Raw genomic sequence first — 22,981 nt, 5'->3', positions numbered from 1 at the left:
CCCACCAAAAGCTTCGGCGGCAACGCCGCCTGGCTCGTGCTCAACACCATCGCCCACAACCTGACCCGCTGGACCGCCCGCCTCGGCATGCACCTGGCCCGCGTCGCCACGAAGACCATCCGCCGCAAGATCTACACCGTCGGCGCACGCCTCACCCGCACCGCCCGCCGACTCCACCTACACCTACCCAGCGCCTGGCCCTGGGCCGACACACTCCTCACCGCCCTGGACCGCATCCGCGCCCTGCCCGCCCCCACCGGCTGACCACACCAACCCGACCACCACAACCAGGACCATGGAGCAAGCCGGGCAGACCGGCGAACCCGACCTGCCCAACACCCCAACCAATCAACATCAACCAATACTCACGCGTCCAAAGAGCCACACCACCAACCATCGGTGGATTCAGGCTGAGCCGGGCGGTGTGGTCCGGCTCCGGCGCGGGGAAGACTGGGGTCATGAAGCCCGCCTCGCTCTGGCCGGACGACAGCCTGCCCGCGCCCCACCTCCCGCTCCCGCCGCCCTGGCCGGGGCGGGAGGTGCTCCTCGACGGCACGGTCAGCTACGTCCGGGAGACCCCGGCGACCGGTCCGGACGCCGAGCCGGCGCTCTACGTGCACGGGCTGGGCGGGTCGGCGCAGAACTGGACGGACCTGGCCGGCCTGCTCGCCGGCCGGCTGGCGGGGCAGGCGATCGACCTGCCCGGCTTCGGCCGCAGCGAGCCCGGCCCGCGCTACACGATCCCCGCCTTCGCGGACCGGGTGGTGCGCTGGATCGAGCAGAGCGATCGGGGGCCGGTGCACCTGTTCGGCAACTCGCTGGGCGGCGCCGTCTCGGTCCGGGTGGCGGCGCTCCGGCCCGACCTGGTCCGCACCCTGACGCTGATCTCCCCGGCGCTGCCGTTCCTGGATTTCCGGCGCTCGTTGCAGGGCCGGATGCTGCCCCTGCTGGCGATCCCCCGGGCCGAGCGGGTGGCCGCCCGGCGGCTGGCCCAGCTCGCCCCCGAGGTGATGGCCCAGCAGGTGATGGAGGCGTGCATCGCCGACCTGACCCGGATCAGCGAGCAGCGCCGGCGGGAGGCGGTGGAGGAGATCCGGGTCCGCTACGAGGCGACCCACTACGCGGCCGCGTACGTCCGCACGTTCCGCGGCCTGGTCTCCAGCTTCCTGCGGTCGTACCTGCCGGGCTCGGGCTCGCTGTGGCGGCTGGCGGCGACGGTGCCGGTGCCCACCCTGGTGATCGGGGGCCGGCAGGACCGGTTGGTCGACGTGCGGGTCGCCCCGCAGGCCGCCCGGGTGATTCCGGACAGCCGGCTGTTGATGCTCGACAGGGTCGGGCACGTGGCCCAGTTGGAGGTGCCCCGGATCGTGGCCCGGGCGGTGCTGGGGCTGCTCGCCGAGGCCGGGAGCAGGCCGTTTGCCGGAACGGGGGAGAGCGGGCCGGCCCGGGACATGGCAGGCTGACCCGGATGCCCGCCTCCGCACCGCCGCGCCGCGCCGTCACCCGTACCGCCCCGCGCCGCCGCCCGGCCGCCCGCCGCTGGCGGTCCGCCCTGGTGGTGCTCGCGTTCCTGGCCACCGCGGCGGTCGGGGTGGGGGTGGCGGTGCAACGCCCCTCCGCCGGGGTGGGGCTGCTGGTCAGCGACGGGTCGGTGGCGCAGCCGGTGGAGTCGTCGTCGTCGCCGCCGCCGTCGGTCCCGGCGAGCCCGTCGCCGAGCCCGAAGCCGTCCGCGCCGGTGCTGGCGCTGCCCGGCCCGGTGCCCGCGCATGGCCGGGGGACCTTCGGCTACGACGCGCGGCCGGCGCGGGTGCTGGGCGAATCGGGCACGCTGCGGCGGTTCCGGGTGGCGGTGGAGAACGGGTCCGGCGAGGACGTCCAGGCCTTCGGCGACGCCGTGCAGCGGGCGTTGACCGGGCCGGGGAGCTGGGTGGACAGTGGCCGGCTGCGGTTGCAGCGGGTGGCCCCCGGGGCGCGGTCCGAGTTCACCGTCTACCTCGCCACCCGGGACACCGCCGCCCAGCTGTGCCGGCGTGGCGGCATCGACATCCGCAAGGGCGGGGTGCCGTACACCTCCTGCCGGGTGACCGGGAAGGTGGTCATCAACCTGGACCGGTGGCGCACCTCGGCGCCGCATCTGGTGGCCGCCCGGATGCCCTTGGACACCTACCGGCTCTATGTGGTCAACCATGAGGTGGGGCACCAGCTGGGACACCACCACGAGGATTGTCCGGGGGCCGGGCGGGCGGCGCCGGTGATGCAGCAGCAGACCCTCTTCCTCGACGGCTGCCGGCCGAACCCGTGGCCGTACCTGAACGGCCGGCGCTACACCGGCCCTCAGCGGTGAAAGACCTGATCGTGGCGATGAGAAGTATTTCGCGGAACAAGCGGTAAAAGCAGCCAAATGCCCGAATTGCATGGCACGCTGGTGCCATGACGTCGTCGTCCCCTTCCGACCCGCCTGCCCAGGCCGGGGCGTCGCCGGGAGCCGGCGCCCGTCCCGTTCGGCTCGACTTCGACCGCCCGCCGGCACGGCCGCGTACCGGCGCGCCCGCCCGCCCCGGCCTGCGGCGGATGCGCCGCCGCCGGCGCCGTACCCTGCTGCTCCTGCTCGTCGCCGGGACGCTGGCCGGCGCCGCGGCCGGCCTGACCGACCTGGTCCGCCGGCCCGCCGACCCCGCGCCGGTGGCGGCCGGCGACGCCCGGCTGGCGCACGGCGTCGGCGCCGGGGCCCGGGACGAGCCGACCGGCTACCCGACGGACGGACCCGGCAGCTTCGCCGCGGCCGGCGGCCGCTCCCCGGTGCGCGGGTACGACGGACCACTGCACCGCTACCGGGTGGAGGTCGAACGGGGCAGCGGCCAGGACGCCGACGGGTTCGCCGCCACCGTGGACGAGGTGCTCGCCGACCCGCGGAGCTGGATCGCCTCGGGTGAGCTGCGGGTGCAGCGGGTCGCCGAGGCGGCCGCCGCCGACTTCACCGTCTACCTGGCCACCCCGGCCACCTCCGAGCGGATGTGCGCCGAGGGCGGCCTGGCCACCGAGCGGTACACCTCCTGCCGGCTGCCCGGCCGGGTCATCATCAACCTGGCCCGGTGGATGGAGGCGGTGCCGGACTACGGCGCCCCGCTGGCGGTCTACCGCACCTATGTGATCAACCATGAGGTCGGGCACGAACTTGGCGAGCTGCACCAGGCCTGTCCCGGCCCCGGCGCGCCGGCCCCGGTGATGCAACAGCAGACGTACGGGCTGGACGGCTGCGTCGCCAACGCCTGGCCGTACGTCGACGGGGCCCGCTACGAGGGGGAGCCGGTCGACGGGGTCTGAGTTATTCCCGCTCCCGCATGTCGGGCGACGTGGCCCTCATCATGGCCGATCCCTGCCCGGTCGAGCGACAATGGCGCGGTCCCACCGCCGATCCCGGGGAGTCCACCGTGTCGTTGCCCCCGCTCGTCGAGCCCGCCGCCGAGCTGACCGTAGACGAGATCCGTCGCTACTCCCGCCACCTGATCATCCCGGACGTCGGGGTCGAGGGGCAGAAGCGGCTGAAGAACGCCCGGGTGCTCTGTGTCGGCGCCGGTGGCCTCGGCTCGCCGGCCCTGCTGTACCTCGCCGCCGCCGGGGTCGGCACGCTCGGCATCATCGACTTCGACACCGTCGACGAGTCGAACCTCCAGCGCCAGGTGATCCACGGCGTCTCCGACGTGGGCCGGTCCAAGGCCGAGTCCGCCGCCGCCTCGATCCGGGAGATCAACCCGCTGGTCAACGTGGAGATCCACAACACCGCGCTGGACCGGGAGAACGTCCGGGAGATCTTCTCCCAGTACGACCTGATCGTCGACGGCACCGACAACTTCGCCACCCGCTACATGGTCAACGACGCGGCCGTGCTGCTCGGCAAGCCGTACGTCTGGGGCTCGATCTACCGGTTCGACGGCCAGGCGTCGGTGTTCTGGGCCGAGCACGGCCCCTGCTACCGCTGCCTCTACCCGGAGCCCCCGCCGCCCGGCATGGTCCCGTCCTGCGCCGAGGGCGGCGTGCTCGGCGTGCTCTGCGCGTCCATCGGGTCGATCCAGGTCAACGAGGCGATCAAGCTGCTCGCCGGCATCGGCGAGCCGCTGGTCGGCCGGCTCATGGTCTACGACGCCCTGGAGATGAGCTACCGCAAGATCAAGGTCCGCAAGGACCCGAACTGCGCGCTCTGCGGCGAGAACCCCACGGTCACCGACCTGCTGGAGGACTACGAGGACTTCTGCGGCGCGGTCTCCGAGGAGGCCCAGGAGGCGGTGGTCGACGCGACCATCACCGCGCTGGAGCTCAAGGAGTGGCAGGACGCCGGCAAGGACATCTTCCTGGTCGACGTCCGCGAGCCCGCCGAGTACGAGATCGTCCGGATCCCCGGCTCGACCCTCATCCCCAAGGGCGAGATCATCTCCGGTGAGGCGCTGGCGCGGCTCCCGCAGGACAAGCAGATCGTGCTGCACTGCAAGTCCGGCGTCCGCTCCGCCGAGGCGCTCGCCGCGCTGAAGGCGGCGGGCTTCTCCGACGCCGTGCACGTCCAGGGCGGGGTGCTCTCCTGGGTGAAGCAGATCGATCCGTCGCTGCCGGCGTACTGACCTCCGCCGCAGGTCCGCCCGGACACCGGACGGGCCTGCGCGGGTCGCCGGTGGGCCGGGCCACCCCTGGCCGAGCTACCGAGGCGTAACCGCGTTTGCGCCGGTAGCGTGTCCGCCGTGGTGGATTTGGAGGCGGCGATCGGCTTCGTCGTGGCGCACGGCGACACGGTCGACCGGGCCCGGCTGCACCGGCTGCGCACCGGCGCGCCGGTGCCGTCGGAGTTGCTCGACTCGGCCGAGGCCGGGCAGGCGCCCGGCGGCGGTTGGCCCGCCATCCTGGACGGTGCGGTCGCCTCCGTCGACGCGACCTGTTTCCGCCTGGCCGAGCTGGACGACCTCGGCGCGCTGGGCCGTCCGGCCGCCCGGCACGCGCTGGACTGGCTCGCCGCCCGGCAACTGCCCGACGGCGGCTGGGACGAGGACCCGTCGCTGGCCGGGTTCGCCCCCGAGTGGGCCACCCCGGGCGATCCGGAGGCCCGCCTCTACCTGACCGCCAACGCCGGGTTCTGGCTGACCGTGGCAGGACTGGACGCCCGGGCCGGCGGGCCGCTCGACCACCGGGTCGGCGGGGCGTACGCCGGGGTGGTGCAGGCGGCGGCACAGACGCTCGCCGCGCAGCTTCTCCCCGACGGGAGCTGGCCGTCCTTCCTGCCGGCCGGGTGGCTGGCCGCCGCGGTGCTGCACCGCCAGCAGATGTACTACGAGTCGGCGCGGATCCAGGCGGTGCTGGCCGACCGGATCCCGGAAATGTCCCCGGCCGACGTGGCCTGGCTCGCCGCCACCCTGCGCCGGGTCGACGTGGGCGAGGAACAGTGGCTGCTGGTGGCCGCGCGCCGGCGGCTCGCCGAGACCCAGCGCAGCGACGGCGGCTGGGACAGCGACGACGGCCACCAGTTCGACGTGCACACCACGCTGCGCGCGATCCGGGCCTGCCGCCCGGGCATCCCCGAGGCCCCGGTCTCCGGGGCGCCGCTCCTCCCGCCGCAGCCGGCCGTGCCGCCGTCGCCGCGGCTGGTGCCCGCGCCCCGCCCGGTGCCGCCGCCGGAGGTCCCGGCTCCGGCGTCGACCCCGCCGCCTGCCGGACCGGTGTCGCCGGCCCCCGCGCCGCCGGCGCCCCCCTCGACCCCGGGCAGCGCCGAACCGCCGGTGTCCCCCTCGGCCCTGGGCGGCGACGCGCCGTCGGCGTTTTTCTCGGCCCTGGGCGGCGACGCGCCGTCGGCGTCGCCCCTGACCTCGGGCGGCGACGCGCCGCCGGCGTTTTCCTCGGGCCTGGGCGGAGCCGAGCCGCTGGCGGAGGCCGAGCCGCCGTCGCCGTTCAGCCCATGGGTGGTCGAGCCGTCACTGGACATCGACCAGCAGGTGCCGCCGGTCGTGCCGCTGCCGCGGCCGAAGCCGGCCGGCCCGCCGCCGGAGCCGACCGCCCCGACCGGCTGACCGCCACCCGTGTCGGGCCTGCGCCCGTGTCGGGCCGAGCACCCGGGGAGCGGGATGCGGCAAGTCGTGGCATCCCTGCGCTGGGATGCCACGACTTGCCGCAATCCGTGGTGCCCCTGCGGTTGGCCCTGCGCGCTGGTCCCGCGCGGCGGTCCCGCGCGGTGGCCTTGCGCGGTGGCCTTGCGGGGAGGTCCGGTGAGGTGGCCGTGTGGCGGGGTCAGCGCAGGTGGCCGTCGCCGGTGACGACGTACTTGGTGCTGGTCAGCTCGGGCAGGCCCATCGGGCCGCGGGCGTGCAGCTTCTGGGTGGAGATGCCGATCTCGGCGCCGAAGCCGAATTCGCCGCCGTCGGTGAACCGGGTGGAGGCGTTGACCATCACCGCCGCCGCGTCGACCCGGGCCACGAACTCCCGGGCGGCCGACTGCGAGTCGGTGATGATCGCCTCGGTGTGGCCGGTGCCGTACCGGCGGATGTGCGCGACGGCCGCGTCGAGCGAGTCGACCACGGCGGCCGAGATGTCGGCCGAGAGGTACTCGGTGTCGAAGTCCTCCTCGGTGGCCGGCACCACGGCGTCGGAGTGTCCGGCGACCCGCGCGTCGCCGTGCACGGTCACCCCGGCCTCGGCGAACGCGGCCAGCATCGCCGGCAGGAAGGCGTCGGCGACGTCGGCGTGGACCAGCAGCGACTCGGCGGTGTTGCAGGTGGAGAGGCGTTGCGTCTTGGAGTTGAGGGTGACCGAAACGGCCTTGGCGAGGTCGGCGGCGGCGTCCACGTAGACGTGGCAGTTGCCCACCCCGGTCTCGATCACCGGCACGGTCGACTCCTCGACGACGGTCCGGATCAGCGACGCGCCGCCGCGCGGGATGAGCACGTCGACCAGGCCCCGGGCGCGCATCAGCTCCTTGACCGAGTCGCGGGTGCTGGCATCGAGCAGCTGGACGGCGTCGGCCGGCAGGCCGGCCCCGGCGATGGCGTCGCGCAGCACCGCGACCAGGGCCGCGTTGGAGTGCGCCGCCGAGGAGGAGCCGCGCAGCAGCGCCGCGTTGCCCGACTTCAGGCAGATGCCGGCGGCGTCCACGGTGACGTTCGGCCGGCCCTCGTAGATGATGCCGACCACCCCGAAGGGCACCCGGACCTGCCGCAGCTCCAGCCCGTTGGGCAGGGTCGCGCCGCGGACCACCTCGCCCACCGGGTCGGGCAGCGCGGCCATCTGCCGCAGCGCGTCCGCGATGCCGGCCACCCGGCCCTCGTCGAGGGCGAGCCGGTCCAGCACGGCCGCGCTCAGCCCGGCCGCGCGCCCGGCCGCCAGGTCCGCCGCGTTCCCGGCCAGGATCTCCGGGGTACGCGTGAGCAGCGCGTCGGCCATCGCCACCAACGCGGCGTCCTTGACCGTACGGGTGGCGACGGCCAGCGCCTGCGCCGCGACCCGGGCCCGCCGGGCCTGCTCGGTGACGCTCATGCCGGCACTCCGCCGCACTCGGTGCCGCCACGCGGCGCGGCCGCGCCGAACCGTTGACCCGCTCGCTGGCGCTCGCTCATCACGTACTCCTTCAGGTGTTCGGGTGGGCCCCCGGCACCGCGGAACGCGTCCACCGGGGGCCAATGCTCACAGCAGGACGAGGTCGTCGCGGTGGACGACCTCCCGTTCGTACGCCGGGCCGAGCGCCGCGGCGAGCTCGGAGGTGGACCGGCCGAGCAGCCCTGGCAGCTCCACCGCGTCGTAGTTGACCAGCCCTCGGGCCACCGGCGCGCCCTCGGCGTCGACCAGGTCCACCGGGTCGCCGGCGGTGAACGCGCCGTCCACCGCGGTGATCCCGGCCGGGAGCAGGGACTTGCGCCGGCCCACCACCGCCTGCACCGCGCCCGGGTCGAGGTGCAGCCGGCCGCGCGGCGCGGTGGCGTGCGCCAGCCAGAACAGCCGGGCGGCCGGCCGGCGGCTGCTCGGGTGGAAGAAGGTGCCGACCGCCTCGCCGGCCAGCGCGGACCCGGCCAGCGGCGCGGCGGTGAGCACCACCGGGATGCCGAAGCCGGTGGCGATGCGGGCGGCCTCGACCTTGGTGACCATGCCGCCGGTGCCGACCCCGGCCCGGCCCGCCCCGCCGATGTTCACGCCGGCGAGGTCCCCCTCGCCGTGCACCTCGGTGATCCGGGTGCTGCCGGCGCGGGCCGGGTCGCCGGTCCAGAGCGCGTCCACGTCCGACAGGAGCACCAGCAGGTCGGCGTCGACCAGCACGGCGACCAGCGCGGCCAGCCGGTCGTTGTCGCCGAACCGGATCTCCTCGGTGGCCACCGTGTCGTTCTCGTTGACGATCGGCACGGCTCGCAGGTCGAGCAGCTTGCGCAGGGTCCGGTACGCGTTGCGGTAGTGCGCCCGTCGGGTCACGTCGTCGACGGTGAGCAGCACCTGCCCGACGGTCAGCCCGTGCCGGGCGAAGCTGGCCGCGTACCGGCCGATGAGCAGGCCCTGCCCGACGCTGGCGGCGGCCTGCTGGGTGGCCAGGTCGCGGGGGCGCCGGGCCAGCCCGAGCGGGGCGAGGCCGGCGGCGATCGCGCCGGAGGAGACCAGCACCACCTCGCGGCCGTCGGCGGCGAGCGCGCCGAGGCTGTCGACCAGTGCGGTGACCCGGGCGTCGTCGAGCCCGCCCGCCGGGGTGGTCAGCGAGGACGAACCGATCTTGACGACGATCCGCCGGGCCGAGGTGACTGCTTCGCGCACCGGACCATTCTGCGCGCTGCGGTCCGCCGGACCCCGGCGCGTTCCCATATCGTGGCCGGTCATGACACCTGACGAGTACGTGGAGGCGGTGCTCGATCTGGTCGAGCGGATCCCGCCGGGCCGGGTGATGTCGTACGGGGCGGTGGCCGACGCGCTCGCCGAGCGGTCCGGGCGCGCCTCGGCCCGGCTGGTCGGCTCGATCATGGCCCGGCACGGGGGCGGGGTGCCCTGGCACCGGGTGGTGAACTCGGCCGGCCGGCTGCCACCCGGGCACGAGCGGGAGGCGCGCGCCCGGCTGCGGGCCGAGGGCTGCCCGTTGCGCCCGGCGGGGGTGGACATGGCGGCGGCGGCCTGGTCACCGGAGGAGGGGGTGTGAGCCAGGACATAACGTGAGTAACATTCGGCCCCATGACAGGGACGGGGGCCGGGCCCACCGGAGGGCTGCCCCGCCGGGTGCATCTCGGCTACGCGACGGGTTCGCTGGTCACCGGGGCGTTCGGCACGGTGCCCGGGCTGCTCCTGCTGCCGTACCTCACCGACACCCTGGGCGTGGCCGCCGGGGTGGCCGCCCTGCTGGTGCTGCTCCCCAAGGCCTGGGACGTGCTGGTCAACCCGGTCGCCGGGCGGATCTCCGACCGGACCCGGTCGCGGCACGGCGCGCGCCGGCCGTACCTGCTCGGCGGTGGGCTCGCGCTGGCGGTGCTCTTCGCCTCGATCTTCGCCGCGCCGTTCGGGGCCGGCCCGGCCGCCGGGGCGTACGTGGCGGTCGCCTTCCTGGCCACGGCCACCGCGTTCGCCTTCTTCCAGGTGCCGTACGTGGCCATGCCGGCCGAGCTGACCGACGACCCGGCGGAGCGTACCCGGCTGATGAGCTGGCGGATCGCGGTGCTCGCGCTGGCCATCCTGGTCTCCGGCGCGGTGGCCCCGGCGGTGGTGACCGCCGGCGGCGACGGCGTGCCGGGACACCGCTGGATGGGCCTCTTCGTCGCCGCGCTCATCGTGGTCGGCACGGTCGGCGCGTTCCTCGGCACCCGCTCGGCGCCGACCGGCACGGTGGGGGAGAGCGAACCCAGCCTCCGCGCCCAACTCGCCGTCGCCGGCCGCAACCGGCCGTTCCGGGTGCTGCTGATCTGTTTCGTGATCCAGTCCGCCGGGGTGGCCACCGTGCTGGCCGGGGTCAAGTACTTCGCCGATCAGGTGCTGCGCGACCCGGACGGCGGCCCGACCCTGCTCTTCGCCTGCTTCGTCGGGCCGGCGCTGCTGGTCATGCCGCTGTGGACCCGGGCCGGCGCCCGGCTCGGCAAGCGCGGCGCGCTGGCCCTCGCGTCGCTGCTCTTCGCCGCCGGCGCGCTGGCCCTGGTCGCCGCCCCGGCGCTGCCCGCCGCCGCGGTGTACGCGGTGGTCGCGCTCATCGGCGTCGGGTACGCCGGCCAGCAGGTCTTCGCGCTCGCCATGCTGCCGGACTGCATCGCCCACGACACCGCGCGCACCGGACGCCGGCAGGCCGGGGTGTTCACCGGGCTCTGGACCGCCGGGGAGACCTTCGGCCTCGCCCTCGGTCCCGGGATCTACGGCCTGGTCCTCCAGCTCTCCGGCTATGTCTCCTCGTCCACCGGGGTCGCGGCGGCGCAGTCCGGCACGGCCCGGCTCGGCGTGCTGCTCGGCTTCACCGTGCTGCCGGCCGTGCTGGTGGCGCTGCCGGTGCTGCTGCTGCGCGGCTACACCCTGACCCCGGCCCTGCTGGCCGCCGCCGGGGCCGGCCCGGCGGTCGCACCCGGGGCGCGGGCGTGAGCCGACCGGACCCCGCGCCGGCCCACGCCGCACCGGCGTTCCGACCCGCGCCGGCCCACGCCGCGCCGGTGCTCCGACCCGCGCCGGCCCACGCCGCCGTTCCGCACCCAGAGAGGTACCCGACAGCCATGACCGACGCGCCGGGAACGACCGCGCTCCCCGTCGAGGGGGTGCCCGCGCCGCGGGTGCTCGACGAGATCCGCGCCCTGCGGGCGGCCGACCGGCCCACCCACGGGGGGCGGCTGTTCGCCTACGTGTACGACCCCGGCGTGGCCGGGCTCGACGAACTGGCGCAGGCCGCGTACGCCGAGAGCGCGCACGTCAACGGGCTCGACCCGACCGCCTTCCCGTCCCTGCTGGCGATGGAGAACGCGCTGGTCGGGGCGGCCGCCCGGCTGCTCGGCGGCGGCCCTGGCACGAACGCGCCGGCGGTGGTCGGCAACGTCACCAGCGGCGGCACCGAGTCGCTGATCCTGGCCGTTAAGGCGGCCCGGGACGCCCGCCCGGACGTGGCCGAGCCGCGGATCGTGGTGCCGGTCAGCGGGCACGCCGCGTTCGCCAAGGCGGCGCACTACCTGCGGGTGACCCTGGACCCGGTCGACGTCGACCCGGTCACCCTGCGCCCCGGCGTGGCGGACGTGGCCGCCGCGATCCGGCCGGAGACCGTGCTGGTCGCCGCCTCGGCCCCGTCGTACGCGCACGGCGTGGTCGACCCGGTGGCGGAGATCGCCGCCGTGGCCGGCGCGGCCGGGGTGCGCTGCCACGTGGACGCCTGCTTCGGCGGCTGGGCGTTGCCCTGGCTGCGCCGGCTCGGCGCGCCGGTGCCGGCGTTCGACTTCGCCGTCGACGGGGTCACCTCGATCTCCGTCGACCTGCACAAGTACGCGTACGCGCCGAAGGGGGTGTCGGTGCTGCTGCACCGGAACCCGGCGCTGCGGGCCCCGCAGTACTTCGCGTACGCGGACTGGCCCGGCTACACGATGATCAACCCGGTGATCGCCTCGACCCGCTCGGGCGGCCCGATCGCCGCCGCGTACGCCACCCTGCGCCACCTCGGCGAGGACGGCTACCTGCGGTTGGCGGAGCAGACCCGGGCGGCGGTGACCGGGCTGGCCGACGCGGTGCGCGCGGTCGACGGGCTGCGGCTGATGGCCGAACCGCAGTCGACCGTGGTCTGCTTCACCACCGACGGCAACCCCGACCTCGACCTGTTCGTGCTGGTCGACGAGCTGACCGCCCGGGGCTGGCACACCCAGCCGCAGCTCCGGTACGCCGGCCTGCCGGCCAGCGTGCACCTCACGGTGACCGCCTCGGTGGCCCCCCGGGTGGCCGAGTTCGGGCCGGCGCTGGCCGACGCGGTGGCGGCGGCCCGGGCGGCCGGGCCGGTGGCGCTCCCGCCGGAGCTGCTGGCGCTGGCCGGCACCCTCAGCCCGGCGGCGCTCACCCCCGAACTGATCGGGGAACTCGCCGCCGGGCTGGGGCTCGGGGCGGGACCGGCCCCGGACCGGATGGCGGCGGTGAACACCCTGCTCGACGCCGCCCCGGTGGCGCTCCGGGAGCGCCTGCTGGTGGAGTTCGTCGGGCTGCTGCAACGCCCGACCTGGTGAGGCCGGCGGGCCGGGCCGGCCGCGCGCCGAAGGCCCCGCCCACGAACGGCCGACCACCGACGCCGGCCGGCAGGTCACCCGGCCGGCCGGCGTCGGCCCCCGATGTCACCCCGTCCCCCAGACGGCGGCGGTCCCACAGGGGCGACACGCGCGAGCGCCGGGACCGGTTGCGCCCGCCGGGTGACTTTCCGGTCCGCCCGCCCCGGGCGGCTCAGCCCGGAAAACCGGTCGGGCCGTCGACCTGCTGGAATGCCTGACCGTCCCAGCGGAACCCGCGCCACTGCCGGTGCTCCGGCCCGGGTTCGCCGGACGCGGGCACCACGTCGGTCACCTCGACGTTGACCAGGCCGTCCGGCCGGACGGTGAGCGAGTAGACCTGCTCCGGCCTGGCGCTGTCGGACCGGAAGACCGCGCCCAGCACGACGATCCGCCCGTTGGCGTTGCGGTCGAGGGCCAGCACCTGCACCGGGTACTCGCCGCTGTCGCGCAGGCAGCGGAGCAGCACTACCGGCTCGGCGAGGCCGTCGGAGTCGACGTCGCCGTAGCCGCCCGCGAAGGTCGACAGGATCACCTCGCCGGGGCGGCCCGGTGGGTCCACGAGCCGGACCGGACCGGCCGGGCACGGCGTACCGTCCGGCCAGGCCGGCAGCTCGACGGTGGCGGCCAGCAGGTCGTCGCGGGTGATCGCGGCGTTGGGGGCGAGCGACGCGGCGGCCGGCCCGGACCCGTGGGCAGCGGTGGCCGGCGCGGTCGTGGCCACCGCGGTGGGCACCGGGTCGTCGTGGCCGGGCCCCGCCCACCTCGCCAGCGGCAGGATCACCACCAGCACGCCCGCCCCGGCCAGCGCGGCCGCGACGCGCCGCCGCCGGCGCACCGCCCGGCGGACCGCGACCGAACCCGCCGGCTCCACCTGCGCCAGCAGGCTGCCGTGGTACGCGGTCAGCTCGCCGCGCAGCCGGTCCTCGCCCTGATCAGGCCTCATCGGACACCTCGCTCGTGCTGCTCAGGTGGACGGCCAGCGCGGTACGGGCCCGGTGCAGCCAGGACTTCACCGTGCCCACGGCCACCTGCTCCTGGGCGGCGATCTCCGCCACCGACAGGTCGGCGAGGTAGTGCAGCACGACCGCGCGGCGGTGGTGCGCGGGCAGCCGGGACAGCGCCTCCCGCACCGCCACCCGGTCCGGGTTGGGGCCGGGCACGTGCTCCTCACGCTGCCGACGCAGGAAGGAGCGGGCGGTACGCAGCCGCCGCCAGCGGCTGGTGGCGAGGTTCCACGCCACCCGGCGGATCCAGCCGACCGGGTCGTCGTAGCGGGAGACCGTCGGCCAGCGGGTGAAGGCCCGGCAGAACGCCTCCTGGACCAGATCCTGGGCCATCGCCAGGTCCCCGCAGTACGCGGCCAGTTCGGCGGCGAGCGACGGGAAGTGGTACTCGTACACCTCGTCGAAGTCGGCGGCGGCGCGCGACTCGTCGACGGTGGACCCGGCCACGTCGGGAGGCTCCTCGAACAGCTCGTAGATGCCGACCGTCATGCCTGTCCTCCCCGCGGGTGGTCCCCGGATCCACCCTCACACGCGCGAGCGGCCCGGTAGGTTGCACCCCCACCCGGACCGGTCCGGCGTGTCCGGCGGGTACGCCCCCTCGGCCGGGGGCCGGCAGACCGGTGGGGCGGCCCGGCGCTGCCGGACCGCCCCACCCGCTGTCGCCTGATCTGGTCAGCCGGCCTCGACGGCCCGCACGGTGAACGAGGTGGTGTTGTCGGCCGGGTCGACGTCCGGCACCTCGGTGAGCGGGTGGTAGCTCGCGGCGACGGTGAACGATCCGCTGCCCAGGTCGTCGGCCGGGGTGCCGGCCGGGGCCCGGAGGATGACGTCGAAGCTGGACACCTCGCCCGGCATGAACCGGCCGCCCGGCACGGTGAACGAGTCGAGGAAGCTCACGTCGTCCTGCGGGTCGGTGCCCCAGACGGTGACGCCCGCCGGCAGGTCGGCGGTGGCGTAGACGTGCTTGGAGGGGGCGTCGTTGCCGTACCGGACGGTGACCGGCATCCGGCCCAGCAGGCTGCCGTCGGGCTGGCGGGTGAGCACCACGTCGGCGCCGTGGATCGTCAGGTCGGTGGCGGTGGCCTGCTGGTAGGCGCGCGGGTGGCGCAGCTCGCCGGTGGGTGAGGCGAAGAGCGTGGTGAACGCGGCGGTGTCCGAGGGACGGGTGGCGCCGGCGGGCTGCACCGCGATCTCGCCGCCCCGGGCCACCATCGGGTAGTCGCGGACGGTGGTCCAGACGTGGAAGCCGAGCTGGAAGGTCATCGTGCTGTGCGGCTCGATCCGGCCGCCGTAGCACTCGCTCACCTGGCGGTTGTCGACCAGGTCCGTGTAGAGGCAGGGGCCGCCCGGCTCGATGGTGGTGAACGAGGCGCCGGCCGGCTCGGTGACGATCAGGTCGACGGTGGTGGCGGTCCGGCCCGGGTTGGTCACCGTGGCGGTCAGGGTCCCGACGTACCCCTCGTCGGTGGGGGTGAGGACCAGGCGCTGGGTGCTGACGTCGGGGCCGGCCGTCCGGCTGGTCGCGGCGCCGGCCGGCGCGGCGAGGGCGAGCAGCGCCGCGGTGCCGCCGAGCAGGGCGGTGGCGATGCGTGCCGTAGGTGTGGTCATGGTGCTTCCTCCCGTGATCCCCGTGGGGTGGGCGGCGGCGTCTCCGTCGCCCGACTCAGGGGACACGTCCCGCACCGACTGACCGTTGCATCAGCTTTTGTCACGAATACGACGCGAGGACCCGGCAACCAACCGGGCCCTCGCGTCCATCGTGGAGGGCGCGCTCACCCCGTCGAACGCAGCTCCGCCAGGTTGTCACCCGACGCCAGGTCGTCGCTGGAGGCCCGAAAGGCGCGGTAGCCGGCCGTGCCGGGATCAGCCGTAGCGGTAGCGGTCCTCGTTGTTCTCGACGGACGGGTCCAGCAGCGGATCGGTCTCGGTGCCGATCGGCGTCACCTCGGCGATGCCGGTTCCGGAGAGGACACCTGGACTCCGGAGTCCCAACCGGAAGGTACGCATCGCACCCGGAGCGAGCGGGCCGAACCGGCAGCTCAGGGCATCGTCGGATGGTGACGCGCCCTGGCAAGCGGTCCAGTCACCGCCGTCCGCCGTCACCCCCGGCCGCATCCCGAGCCGCAGTTCCACCAGGCCGGCCGGGACCCCGCTGAGGTTTCGGACGGTGACGGTCACCGTCCCGGCGTGGGTGCCGTCGGCTTCCCGCGGCCCCCAGGCCAGATCGCTGGCGGTCACGGACAGGTCCGGCCGATGGGGGTTGGGGCCGAACGAGATGGGCCCGTCGACCTGAGTGAACCGTTTGCCCGTCCACCGGTAACCGCGCCACTGGCGCTGCGACCAGTCGAGGGACCAGCCGGATCCGGGGCCTATGTCGGCGATGTCCACTCGGATCGTCCCGGCGCTGGTGATCTGCGCCGCGAGTGGCCACCCCGGCGCCGACTGATCCGACCGGACGACCTGTCCGAGGGTGACGATCCGCTCAGCGGCATCCCGGTCGAACGCCACCACCTGTGATGCGCCGCCACGGAGAATGACGCACCGAAGCAGCGCGACAGTCTCCACCGCGCCGTCGCCGTCCACGTCCCCGTAGGCGAGATCTTCCAGCAGGACCTCGCCGTCAGTGCCGCCGTGGGTGGCCGCGATCCGGGTCGGCCCCGCCTTGCAGCCCCGACCGGGCTGCCAGGACGGCAGCTCGACCTGGGCGGCGAGGAGTTGTGACCTGCTGATCCGGCCGTTCGGGGCCGGCGTCGGACTGGCCGTGGCGGACGGGGTGGGCGGCGGGGTGGTGACCGACGGGGTCGGCACGCCGGTGTGGGCGGGTCCCGGTTGGGGTTCGGAGTTCCGGTTGAGGCTGGCGGTCGCGACGATCGGGATCGCCACGGCGAGTACGACGGCGGCGGCGGTGACAACGACGGCGCGTCGCCGGCGGCGGCGGACGGTTTGGCGTACGGCGGCGGGTCCGGCGGGCCGTAGGTCCGGGGCGTACGTCTGGCGGAACGCGGCGAACTCGCTGACCAGGAGGTCTTCGGCGTCAGTCATGGTCGTTCACCTCGTTCGTCCCGGCGAGTTGTGCGGCCAGCGCCGCCCGCCCCCGGTGCAGCCAGGACTTGACCGTGCCCTCCGGCACGCCTTCCTGCTCGGCGATCTGCCCTACCGGGAGGTCGGCCAGGTAGTGCAGGACCACCGCGCGCCGTTGGCTGGTGGGCAGGGTGGCGAGGGCGGTGGTCAGTGCGACCCGGTCGGGGTCGGGTCCTGGCACGTGTTCTTCGCGTTGGCGGTGCAGCCAGGACTGGGCGGTGCGTAGCCGTCGCCAGCGGCTGGTGGCGAGGTTCCAGGCGACCCGGCGTACCCAGGCCACCGGGTCGTCGTAGCCGGACACCCGCGACCAGCGGGCGTACGCCCGGCAGAAGGCTTCCTGGACCAGGTCCTGGGCCTGGGAGAGGTCGCCGCAGTAGGCGGCGAGCTGGAGCGTCAGGGACCGGAAATGCGCGTGGTAGAGCCCGTCGAAGTCGACCCTGTCGGCGGGCGCCGGCCGGTCCGCCGTCCCCTCCGGTGGCGGCTCACCGAGCCGCGGTTCCCTCATCACCGTCAACTGGTCCTCCCCGTGCGGTGGCCGCGCCGCGGCCATGTCGGTCACACGTGTCGACGCCGGGCCCGGTTGCGTCGGTTGCCGCCTCGGGGCTGTGGTTGACTGTCGTATCAGGGACAGGCGAGGGAGGCCCGAACGTGCAGGTGCCGGCCGTGCTCGGCGAGCCGATCCGGTTCGTGCTGAACTGGGGCCGCCGCTACTCGCTCTGGGTGTTCAACTTCGGCCTGGCCTGCTGCGCGATCGAGTTCATCGCCACCAGCATGGGCCGGCACGACTTCATGCGCCTCGGCGTCATCCCGTTCGCGCACGGCCCCCGGCAGGCCGATCTCATGGTGGTCTCCGGCACCGTCACCGACAAGATGGCCCCGGCGGTCAAGCGGCTCTACGACCAGATGCCCGAGCCGAAGTACGTCATCTCCTTCGGCGCCTGCTCCAACTGCGGTGGCCCGTACTGGGACTCCTACTCGGTGACCAAGGGGGTCGACCAGCTCATCCCGGTCGACGTCTACGTGCCCGGCTGCCCGCCCCGCCCGGAGGCGCTGCTGCACGGCATCCTCCGCCTCCAGGAGAAGATCGCCGCCGAGCAGTCCGGCGTCGGCGGGGTGCCCCGCCCGGACCGGCTCGCCGCACCGGCCGACGCCGGGCCGCGCCCGGTCGAATCGCTCACCGCGCCACCGGTACGTCCCCCGGCCGGCTGACCCGCCGGGTGGCGGTCCGGGGCTAGCCTGCGGCCATGACCCACTCCGCGGAGCAACGCTCCGCCTTCATCGTGGACGTGCTGACCGAGGAGTTCGGCGCGTCGATGGCGCTCGACCCGGCGGCCTTCCGCCGCAAGTTCCGCAAGATGGCGGCCTCCCCGTTCGCCTTCTACCGGGGCAGCGCCTCGCTCTTCTACGCCGACCAGCGCGGCGACTTCGCCAGCGACCGGTTTCTCGACGACCGGACCAGCCGGGTGTGGATCCACGGCGACCTGCACGCGGAGAACTTCGGCACCTACATGAACGGGTCCGGGCAACTGGTCTTCAACGTCAACGACTTCGACGAGGCGTACGTCGGCCCGTTCACCTGGGACCTGAAGCGTTTCGCGGCCAGCGTGGCGCTGCTCGGCTACGCCAAGGCGCTCTCCGACCGGGTGATCGGCGAGCTGGTGACCGGCTTCGCCCGGTCGTACCTGACCGAGCTGCGGGCCATCGCGGCCGGCGGCGACGACGCGATCGGCTCGATCACCCTGGAGAACGCCGACGGGGTGCTGCGCCGGGTGCTCCAGCAGGCCCGGCTCAACACCCGGGTGGACCTGCTCGCCGTGCAGACCACCATCGACAACTACGAGCGCCGCTTCTCCGTCGGCGACGGTGTCTTCGAGATCGACGGCGCGACCCGGGAGAAGGTCTGCGCGGCGTTCCAGGACTACCTGGGCACCCTGCCGGAGGCGACCGCGGCGCTGCGCCCGGTCGCCACCAACATCAAGGACGTGGTGCTCCGCAAGGGCGTGGGCATCGGCTCGGCCGGGCTGCCGTCGTACAACCTCCTCCTGGAGGGGCACACCCAGGCACTGGAGAACGACGTCGTCATCTACATGAAGCAGGCCCAGGTGCCGGCCGTGGCGCGGCACATCGAGGACGAGCGGGTCCGGTCGTACTTCCGGCACCAGGGGCACCGGACGGCCGAGTCGCAGCGGGCGTTGCAGGCGCACGCCGACCCGTGGCTGGGCTTCACCGAGCTGGACGGGGTCGGCCAGCTCGTCGCCGAGGTCTCCCCGTACGCGGCCGACCTGGACTGGTCCGACGTGAACGAGCCGGAGGAGCTGCGCGGCGTGCTCACCGACCTCGGCCGGGCGGTGGCCCGGATGCACTCGGTGGCCGACGACGAGTCCAGCCACGACCTGGTCGACTACTCCACCGAGGAGTCGATCGTCGCCGCCGTCGACGCCGACGCGGACGGGTTCACCGGCTACCTGGTCGACTTCGCGCACGCGTACGGGATCCGGGCGCGCGAGGACCACCAGCTCTTCGTGGACCTGTTCCGCAACGGCCGGCTGCCCGGCATCTGAGCGTCGGGCGGGGCCGCGCCCCGCCCGGCCTCACGGCTCGAACTCCAGCACCACCTTGATGTCCTCGCCGCCGGTGGAGTACGCCTCGGCGTACGACGAGAGCGGCACCCGGCGGGTGATCAGCGAGTCGAGCCAGGCCTGGTCGGCCTGGGTGAGCGCCGCCGCGGCCAGGTCCCAGTGCCGCCGGCCGGCGTTCACCGAGCCGAACACCACGTTGTTCTCCAGCACCAGGGCGCGGTTGAGAGCGCCGGCGTCGAAGTCGAGGCTGCGGCCCCCGCTGGACACCCCGGTCAGGCAGACGATGCCGGTCGGGCCGACCTTGCACATCGCCGCGATCACCACCACCGGTGCCCCGGTGCACTCGACCACCACGTCCGGCTCGAAGTCCAACTCGTCCACGGTCGTGGTGTGGTAGGTGGCGCCGAGGGCCCGGACCAGCTCCGGCTTCGGCCCGGTGGTGTTCCGGTCCAGCACGTGCACCGACAGCCCGCGCTGGGTGGCCAGCAGCGCGGCGAGCAGGCCGATCGGCCCGGCCCCGGTGACCAGCACGCTCTCCGGCTTCCACTCGGCCCGGCGGCCGATCCGCTCGATGTGGTCCCACGCCTTCGCCACCACACTGGTCGGCTCCAGCAGTACGCCCACCGGGGCGAGCGCCCGGTCCATGCCCACGGCGAACTTGGGCTGCACCCGCCACCGCTCCCGGGCGAAGCCCGGCAGCCCCTTGATGCCGTGCTCGGTGTACCGGCCGTTGCGGCACATGTCCCACTGGTCCACCGCGCAGTTCCGGCAGGGCACCGGGTCGGGGTGCCGGACGACGCCGGCCACCAGGTCGCCGGGCTGCAGGGTGCCGGTCGGGTCCTCCAGCACCCGGCCCAGCGACTCGTGTCCCAGCACCAGCCGCTCCTGGCCGGGTGGCGCCTCACCGTAGTGGCCGGCGATGATCTCCTGGTCGGTGCCGCAGATCCCCACCGCGAGGGCCTGGACCAGGATCGCCCCCTCCTCGGCGGCCGGCTCCGGCCAGTCCTCGGTCAGTTGCAGCGAGTCGGCCACCCCTGGGGTCACAGTCACAGCGCGCACGAGACCCATCCTTACCCGGTCCGGCGTCGTCCGCCGGGGAAAGCGGCGGATCCCGGCCGGCCCGGTGGGCCCGGCTCGCCCGGGCGGGCCCGGCCGGGCAGGCCCTAGGATCAGCGGCATGACTCCGGACCAGGTCGGCCAGCGGGTGCTCGCGCTGCTCGCCCCCGTCGAGGTCGCCGCGTCGGTCTCCGGCGGCCAGGGGTACGCCCGGGCCACCGTCGACGTACCCCCGTCGAGCTGGCGGGACGCGGTGCGCGCGGTCCGCGACGACGCCGAGCTGGACCTCGACTTCTTCGACTGGCTGTCGGCGGTGGACGAGTTGGTCGACGGCTTCGACGTGGTGGCCCACCTGTGGTCCACCCGGGCCCGGCACGGGCTGCTGCTGCGCACCCGGGTGCCCCGCGCGGCGCCCACGGTGGCGTCGGTCGTCGACCTCTTTCCCGGCGCGGGCTGGCACGAGCGCGAGACGTACGAGATGTTCGGCATCGGGTTCGACGGGCACGGCGAGCTGCGCCCGCTGCTGCTGCCGGCGGAGTTCGAGGGACATCCGCTGCGCAAGGAGTTCGTGCTCGCCTCCCGGGTGGCGAAGCCCTGGCCGGGCGCCAAGGAGCCGGGCGAGTCCGAGGCCGGCGGCGGCCGCCGCCCGATCCGGCCGCCGGGCGTACCGGCGCCGGGGGAGTGGGGCACGACCCCCACGCCGGCCGGCGCGGCCGGGGTGGGCGAGGGCCCGCGCGGCGGTACGCCCGCCCGCCCGGCCCGGGAACGTCCCGCGCGTCCCGCCCCGGGCGACCGTCCCGCGCGCCCGGCCTCGGGCGACCGTCCCGCGGACGCGGCGGAGCGGCCCGTGCGGCCCACGCCGGGTGAGCGCCCGACCGGCCCGGCTCGGCAGGAGCCGGCCGGGGAGGCCGGGCCCGAGGCGGAGGAGTCCTGATGCCCGCCTGGTTGGAGGTGGTGCTGCGGGTGGCGGGCGTGTTGGTCGCCTTCCTCGTCCTGCCGCTGATCGTCGGCCAGACCGAGCACAAGGTCATGGCGCACATGCAGGGCCGGCTCGGCCCGATGTACGCGGGTGGCTTCCACGGCTGGGCGCAGCTCGTCGCCGACGGGATCAAGTTCGTGCAGAAGGAGGACGTCACGCCGCGCGACGCGGACCGGCCGGTGTTCCGGCTGGCGCCCGCGGTGGCGCTGGTGCCGTACCTGCTCGCCCTGCTGGTGATCCCGCTCGGTCCGGGCGACCTGGTCGGGCAGCCGCTGGACATCGGGCTCTTCTTCGTGCTGGCCGTGGTCGGCATCGGGGTGCTCGCGGTGCTCATGTCGGCGTGGGCCTCGGCCAACAAGTACAGCCTGCTCGGTGGGCTGCGCGGCGCCGCCCAGCTGCTCGGCTACGAGCTGCCGCTGGTGCTGGCCGCCGCCTCGGTGGCGATGGCCGCCGGCACGCTCAGCCTCTCCGGCATCGTCGAGGCGTGGCGGCCGTGGTGGCTGCTCTGGCAGGCGCCGGCCATGGTGATCTTCTTCGTCGCCGGGTTGGCCGAGATCCGGCGGCCGCCGTTCGACATGCCGGTGGCCGACTCCGAGCTGGTCTTCGGCTACATGACCGAATACACCGGCCTGCGTTTCGCGTTCTTCCTGCTCGCCGAGTACGTCGGCATCGTGGTGATCTCGGCGTTGACCACCGTGCTCTTCCTCGGCGGCTGGCAGGGCCCGTTCGCCGACGCCCAGCTCGGCTGGCTCTGGACCCTGATCAAGGTGTTCGCCGTCGCGTTCGTGATCATCTGGCTCCGGGTCAGCTATCCGCGCCTGCGCGAGGACCAGCTCCAGCGCCTCTGCTGGCTGGTCCTGGTCCCCCTCGCCCTGGCCCAGCTCGTCCTCACCGCCGCCGTCCGCCTGGCGATGTAGGCGGTCCCCGCCGTCCGGCTGGCGTCGCGAGGGCGGTCCCCGCCGTCCGGCTGGCGTCGCGAGGGCGGTCCCCGCCGTGCGCGTTCGGCAGCGGCGGGGACCGCCCGACCCGTGGTCTCAGCGCAGCGGCGTGTGCGCCGGGTCGACCCGTTCGGCGGGTGGGGGCGGCGGGGGCGGGGTGCCGTCGCCGAACGGGCGGCCGCCGAGCTGCTCCCGCCCGTGCGGGGTGAGCCAGTTGGACAGGTCGGGGCCGAGCGGCACCACACCGGTCGGGTTGATGTCCCGGTGCACCTCGTAGTAGTGCCGCTTGATGTGGTCGAAGTCGATCGTGTCGCCGAAGCCCGGGGTCTGGAACAGGTCCCGGGCGTACGCCCACAGCACCGGCATCTCGCTGAGCTTCTGCCGGTTGCACTTGAAGTGCCCGTGGTAGACCGGGTCGAAGCGGACCAGCGTGGTGAACAGCCGCACGTCCGCCTCGGTGATCGTGTCGCCGACCAGGTAACGCTGCCCGGCCAGCCGCTCGCTCAGCCAGTCCAGCCGGTCGAAGAGCCGGTGGTACGCCCGCTCGTACGCCTCCTGGTGGCCGGCGAAGCCGCACCGGTAGACCCCGTTGTTCACGTCGGCGAAGACCACCGCGTTGACCTCGTCGATCTCGTCGCGCAGCGGTTCCGGGTAGAGGTCCGGCGCGCCCGGCCGGTGGTACTGCGTCCACTCGGTGGACAGGTCCAGGCTCATCTGCGCGTAGTCGTTGGTGACCACCTGCCCGGTCGGCACGTCCACCAGCGCCGGCACGGTGATGCCCCGCTCGTACCCGGGGAACCGTCGGAAGTAGGCGTCGGCCAGCCGCTCGATGCCGAGCACCGGGTCCCGGCCGTCCGGGTCGAGGTCGAAGGTCCAGCTCCGCTTGTCGTGGGTCGGGCCGGCCACCGCCATCGAGATGGCGTCCTCCAGCCCGAGCAGCCGGCGGACGATGATCAACCGGTTCGCCCACGGGCAGGCGCGGCTCACCGCCAGCCGGTAGCGGCCCGGCTCCACCGGCCAGCCGTCGCGCCCGTCGGCGGTGATCCGGGTGGCGATGTAGCGCTGGTCCCGGGTGAACTCGCCGCCGGGCTCGACGTACTTGCCGCCGGTCCGGTCGAGGATCTCGTCGCCCTTGTCGCTCACG

Annotated in this window: 21 protein-coding genes and 1 pseudogene; 13 read left to right on the top strand and 9 right to left on the bottom strand. The window is 74.7% G+C overall.

Features of this window, described 5'->3' with window-relative positions; all coding sequences use genetic code 11:
* From AB0I11_RS06780 to AB0I11_RS06755, 6 genes and pseudogenes are all read left to right on the top strand, one after another.
* Positions 1-264 (top strand): transposase (locus tag AB0I11_RS06780; protein ID WP_357314431.1); only part of this gene is annotated, 264 nt, incomplete at its 5' end.
* A 194-nt stretch (positions 265-458) separates the two neighbouring features.
* Positions 459-1,463: an alpha/beta hydrolase gene (locus AB0I11_RS06775; RefSeq protein WP_357314429.1), complete on the top strand. Its 1,005-nt coding sequence runs from the start codon at positions 459-461 to the stop codon at positions 1,461-1,463.
* A gap of 5 nt (positions 1,464-1,468) precedes the next feature.
* Positions 1,469-2,344 carry a DUF3152 domain-containing protein gene (locus AB0I11_RS06770; RefSeq protein WP_357314426.1) on the top strand — a complete coding sequence of 292 codons (876 nt, stop codon included), beginning with the start codon at positions 1,469-1,471 and terminating at the stop codon, positions 2,342-2,344.
* Between the two features lie 86 nt (positions 2,345-2,430).
* Positions 2,431-3,324: a DUF3152 domain-containing protein gene (locus tag AB0I11_RS06765; RefSeq protein WP_357314424.1), complete on the top strand. Its 894-nt coding sequence runs from the start codon at positions 2,431-2,433 to the stop codon at positions 3,322-3,324.
* Between the two features lie 41 nt (positions 3,325-3,365).
* Entirely contained in the window at positions 3,366-4,613 is a 1,248-nt protein-coding gene (moeZ, locus tag AB0I11_RS06760) for an adenylyltransferase/sulfurtransferase MoeZ (RefSeq protein ID WP_357314474.1), read from the top strand.
* A 66-nt stretch (positions 4,614-4,679) separates the two neighbouring features.
* A pseudogene (locus tag AB0I11_RS06755) lies at positions 4,680-5,549 on the top strand (hypothetical protein); the annotation flags it as partial.
* 715 nt (positions 5,550-6,264) lie between these two features.
* Here AB0I11_RS06755 and AB0I11_RS06750 read toward each other — a convergent pair.
* On the bottom strand, positions 6,265-7,506 hold the full coding sequence (locus AB0I11_RS06750) for a glutamate-5-semialdehyde dehydrogenase (protein WP_357314422.1): 1,242 nt from the start codon (positions 7,504-7,506) through the stop codon (positions 6,265-6,267).
* Between the two features lie 147 nt (positions 7,507-7,653).
* Complete coding sequence (gene proB, locus AB0I11_RS06745; protein WP_357314472.1) at positions 7,654-8,811, bottom strand: glutamate 5-kinase; 1,158 nt, start codon at positions 8,809-8,811, stop codon at positions 7,654-7,656.
* A gap of 13 nt (positions 8,812-8,824) precedes the next feature.
* Here proB and AB0I11_RS06740 point away from each other — a divergent pair, with 13 nt between their 5' ends.
* The 3 genes from AB0I11_RS06740 (at position 8,825) to AB0I11_RS06730 (ending at position 12,161) form a co-directional block, all read left to right on the top strand.
* The gene (locus AB0I11_RS06740) at positions 8,825-9,139 is read left to right on the top strand and encodes an MGMT family protein (protein ID WP_046563640.1); all 315 of its coding nucleotides are present in this window, start codon (positions 8,825-8,827) and stop codon (positions 9,137-9,139) included.
* Positions 9,140-9,171: 32 nt separating this feature from the next.
* Positions 9,172-10,554, top strand: coding sequence for an MFS transporter (locus AB0I11_RS06735; protein ID WP_357314419.1), 1,383 nt, complete (start codon positions 9,172-9,174; stop codon positions 10,552-10,554).
* 128 nt (positions 10,555-10,682) lie between these two features.
* Positions 10,683-12,161: an aminotransferase class V-fold PLP-dependent enzyme gene (locus AB0I11_RS06730; RefSeq protein WP_357314417.1), complete on the top strand. Its 1,479-nt coding sequence runs from the start codon at positions 10,683-10,685 to the stop codon at positions 12,159-12,161.
* A 211-nt stretch (positions 12,162-12,372) separates the two neighbouring features.
* Here the strand turns inward: AB0I11_RS06730 and AB0I11_RS06725 are convergent, their stop codons facing one another.
* The 5 genes from AB0I11_RS06725 to AB0I11_RS06705 form a co-directional block, all read right to left on the bottom strand.
* The gene (locus AB0I11_RS06725) at positions 12,373-13,143 is read right to left on the bottom strand and encodes a hypothetical protein (RefSeq protein WP_357314415.1); all 771 of its coding nucleotides are present in this window, start codon (positions 13,141-13,143) and stop codon (positions 12,373-12,375) included.
* Entirely contained in the window at positions 13,133-13,693 is a 561-nt protein-coding gene (locus AB0I11_RS06720; protein WP_357314413.1) for a SigE family RNA polymerase sigma factor, read from the bottom strand. Before AB0I11_RS06720 ends, AB0I11_RS06725 begins: the two co-directional genes overlap by 11 nt.
* Positions 13,694-13,876: 183 nt before the next feature.
* The gene (locus AB0I11_RS06715; protein ID WP_357314411.1) at positions 13,877-14,812 is read right to left on the bottom strand and encodes a hypothetical protein; all 936 of its coding nucleotides are present in this window, start codon (positions 14,810-14,812) and stop codon (positions 13,877-13,879) included.
* 255 nt (positions 14,813-15,067) lie between these two features.
* The gene (locus tag AB0I11_RS06710; protein ID WP_357314409.1) at positions 15,068-16,246 is read right to left on the bottom strand and encodes a hypothetical protein; all 1,179 of its coding nucleotides are present in this window, start codon (positions 16,244-16,246) and stop codon (positions 15,068-15,070) included.
* Positions 16,239-16,799 carry a SigE family RNA polymerase sigma factor gene (locus AB0I11_RS06705; protein WP_357314407.1) on the bottom strand — a complete coding sequence of 187 codons (561 nt, stop codon included), beginning with the start codon at positions 16,797-16,799 and terminating at the stop codon, positions 16,239-16,241. The genes AB0I11_RS06710 and AB0I11_RS06705 overlap by 8 nt, the downstream gene beginning before the upstream one ends.
* Before the next feature lie 134 nt (positions 16,800-16,933).
* Between AB0I11_RS06705 and AB0I11_RS06700 the strand changes: the two genes are divergently transcribed.
* A complete protein-coding gene (locus tag AB0I11_RS06700; protein WP_357314404.1) occupies positions 16,934-17,494 on the top strand; it encodes an NADH-quinone oxidoreductase subunit B family protein in 561 nt (186 codons plus the stop codon).
* A 35-nt stretch (positions 17,495-17,529) separates the two neighbouring features.
* Positions 17,530-18,846, top strand: a complete 1,317-nt coding sequence (locus AB0I11_RS06695) for a DUF2252 domain-containing protein (RefSeq protein ID WP_357314402.1) — start codon at positions 17,530-17,532, stop codon at positions 18,844-18,846.
* Positions 18,847-18,876: 30 nt separating this feature from the next.
* On the opposite strand, the gene AB0I11_RS06690 is transcribed toward AB0I11_RS06695, so the two are convergent.
* Complete coding sequence (locus tag AB0I11_RS06690; RefSeq protein WP_357314400.1) at positions 18,877-19,923, bottom strand: glucose 1-dehydrogenase; 1,047 nt, start codon at positions 19,921-19,923, stop codon at positions 18,877-18,879.
* Positions 19,924-20,041: 118 nt separating this feature from the next.
* Here AB0I11_RS06690 and AB0I11_RS06685 point away from each other — a divergent pair, with 118 nt between their 5' ends.
* Complete coding sequence (locus AB0I11_RS06685) at positions 20,042-20,854, top strand: NADH-quinone oxidoreductase subunit C (RefSeq protein WP_357314398.1); 813 nt, start codon at positions 20,042-20,044, stop codon at positions 20,852-20,854.
* The gene (gene nuoH / locus AB0I11_RS06680; RefSeq protein WP_357314396.1) at positions 20,854-21,816 is read left to right on the top strand and encodes an NADH-quinone oxidoreductase subunit NuoH; all 963 of its coding nucleotides are present in this window, start codon (positions 20,854-20,856) and stop codon (positions 21,814-21,816) included. The genes AB0I11_RS06685 and nuoH overlap by 1 nt, the downstream gene beginning before the upstream one ends.
* A 117-nt stretch (positions 21,817-21,933) precedes the next feature.
* Here nuoH and AB0I11_RS06675 read toward each other — a convergent pair whose 3' ends face one another.
* Positions 21,934-22,980, bottom strand: coding sequence for a glutathione S-transferase C-terminal domain-containing protein (locus tag AB0I11_RS06675; protein ID WP_357314393.1), 1,047 nt, complete (start codon positions 22,978-22,980; stop codon positions 21,934-21,936).
* Position 22,981 lies beyond the last annotated feature (1 nt).

The organism is Micromonospora sp. NPDC050495 (assembly GCF_040655175.1).
Classification (GTDB): Bacteria; Actinomycetota; Actinomycetes; order Mycobacteriales; family Micromonosporaceae; genus Micromonospora.
Note: the sequence above shows the minus strand (reverse complement) of the source record. Positions and strands in the feature narration are given on the sequence as shown.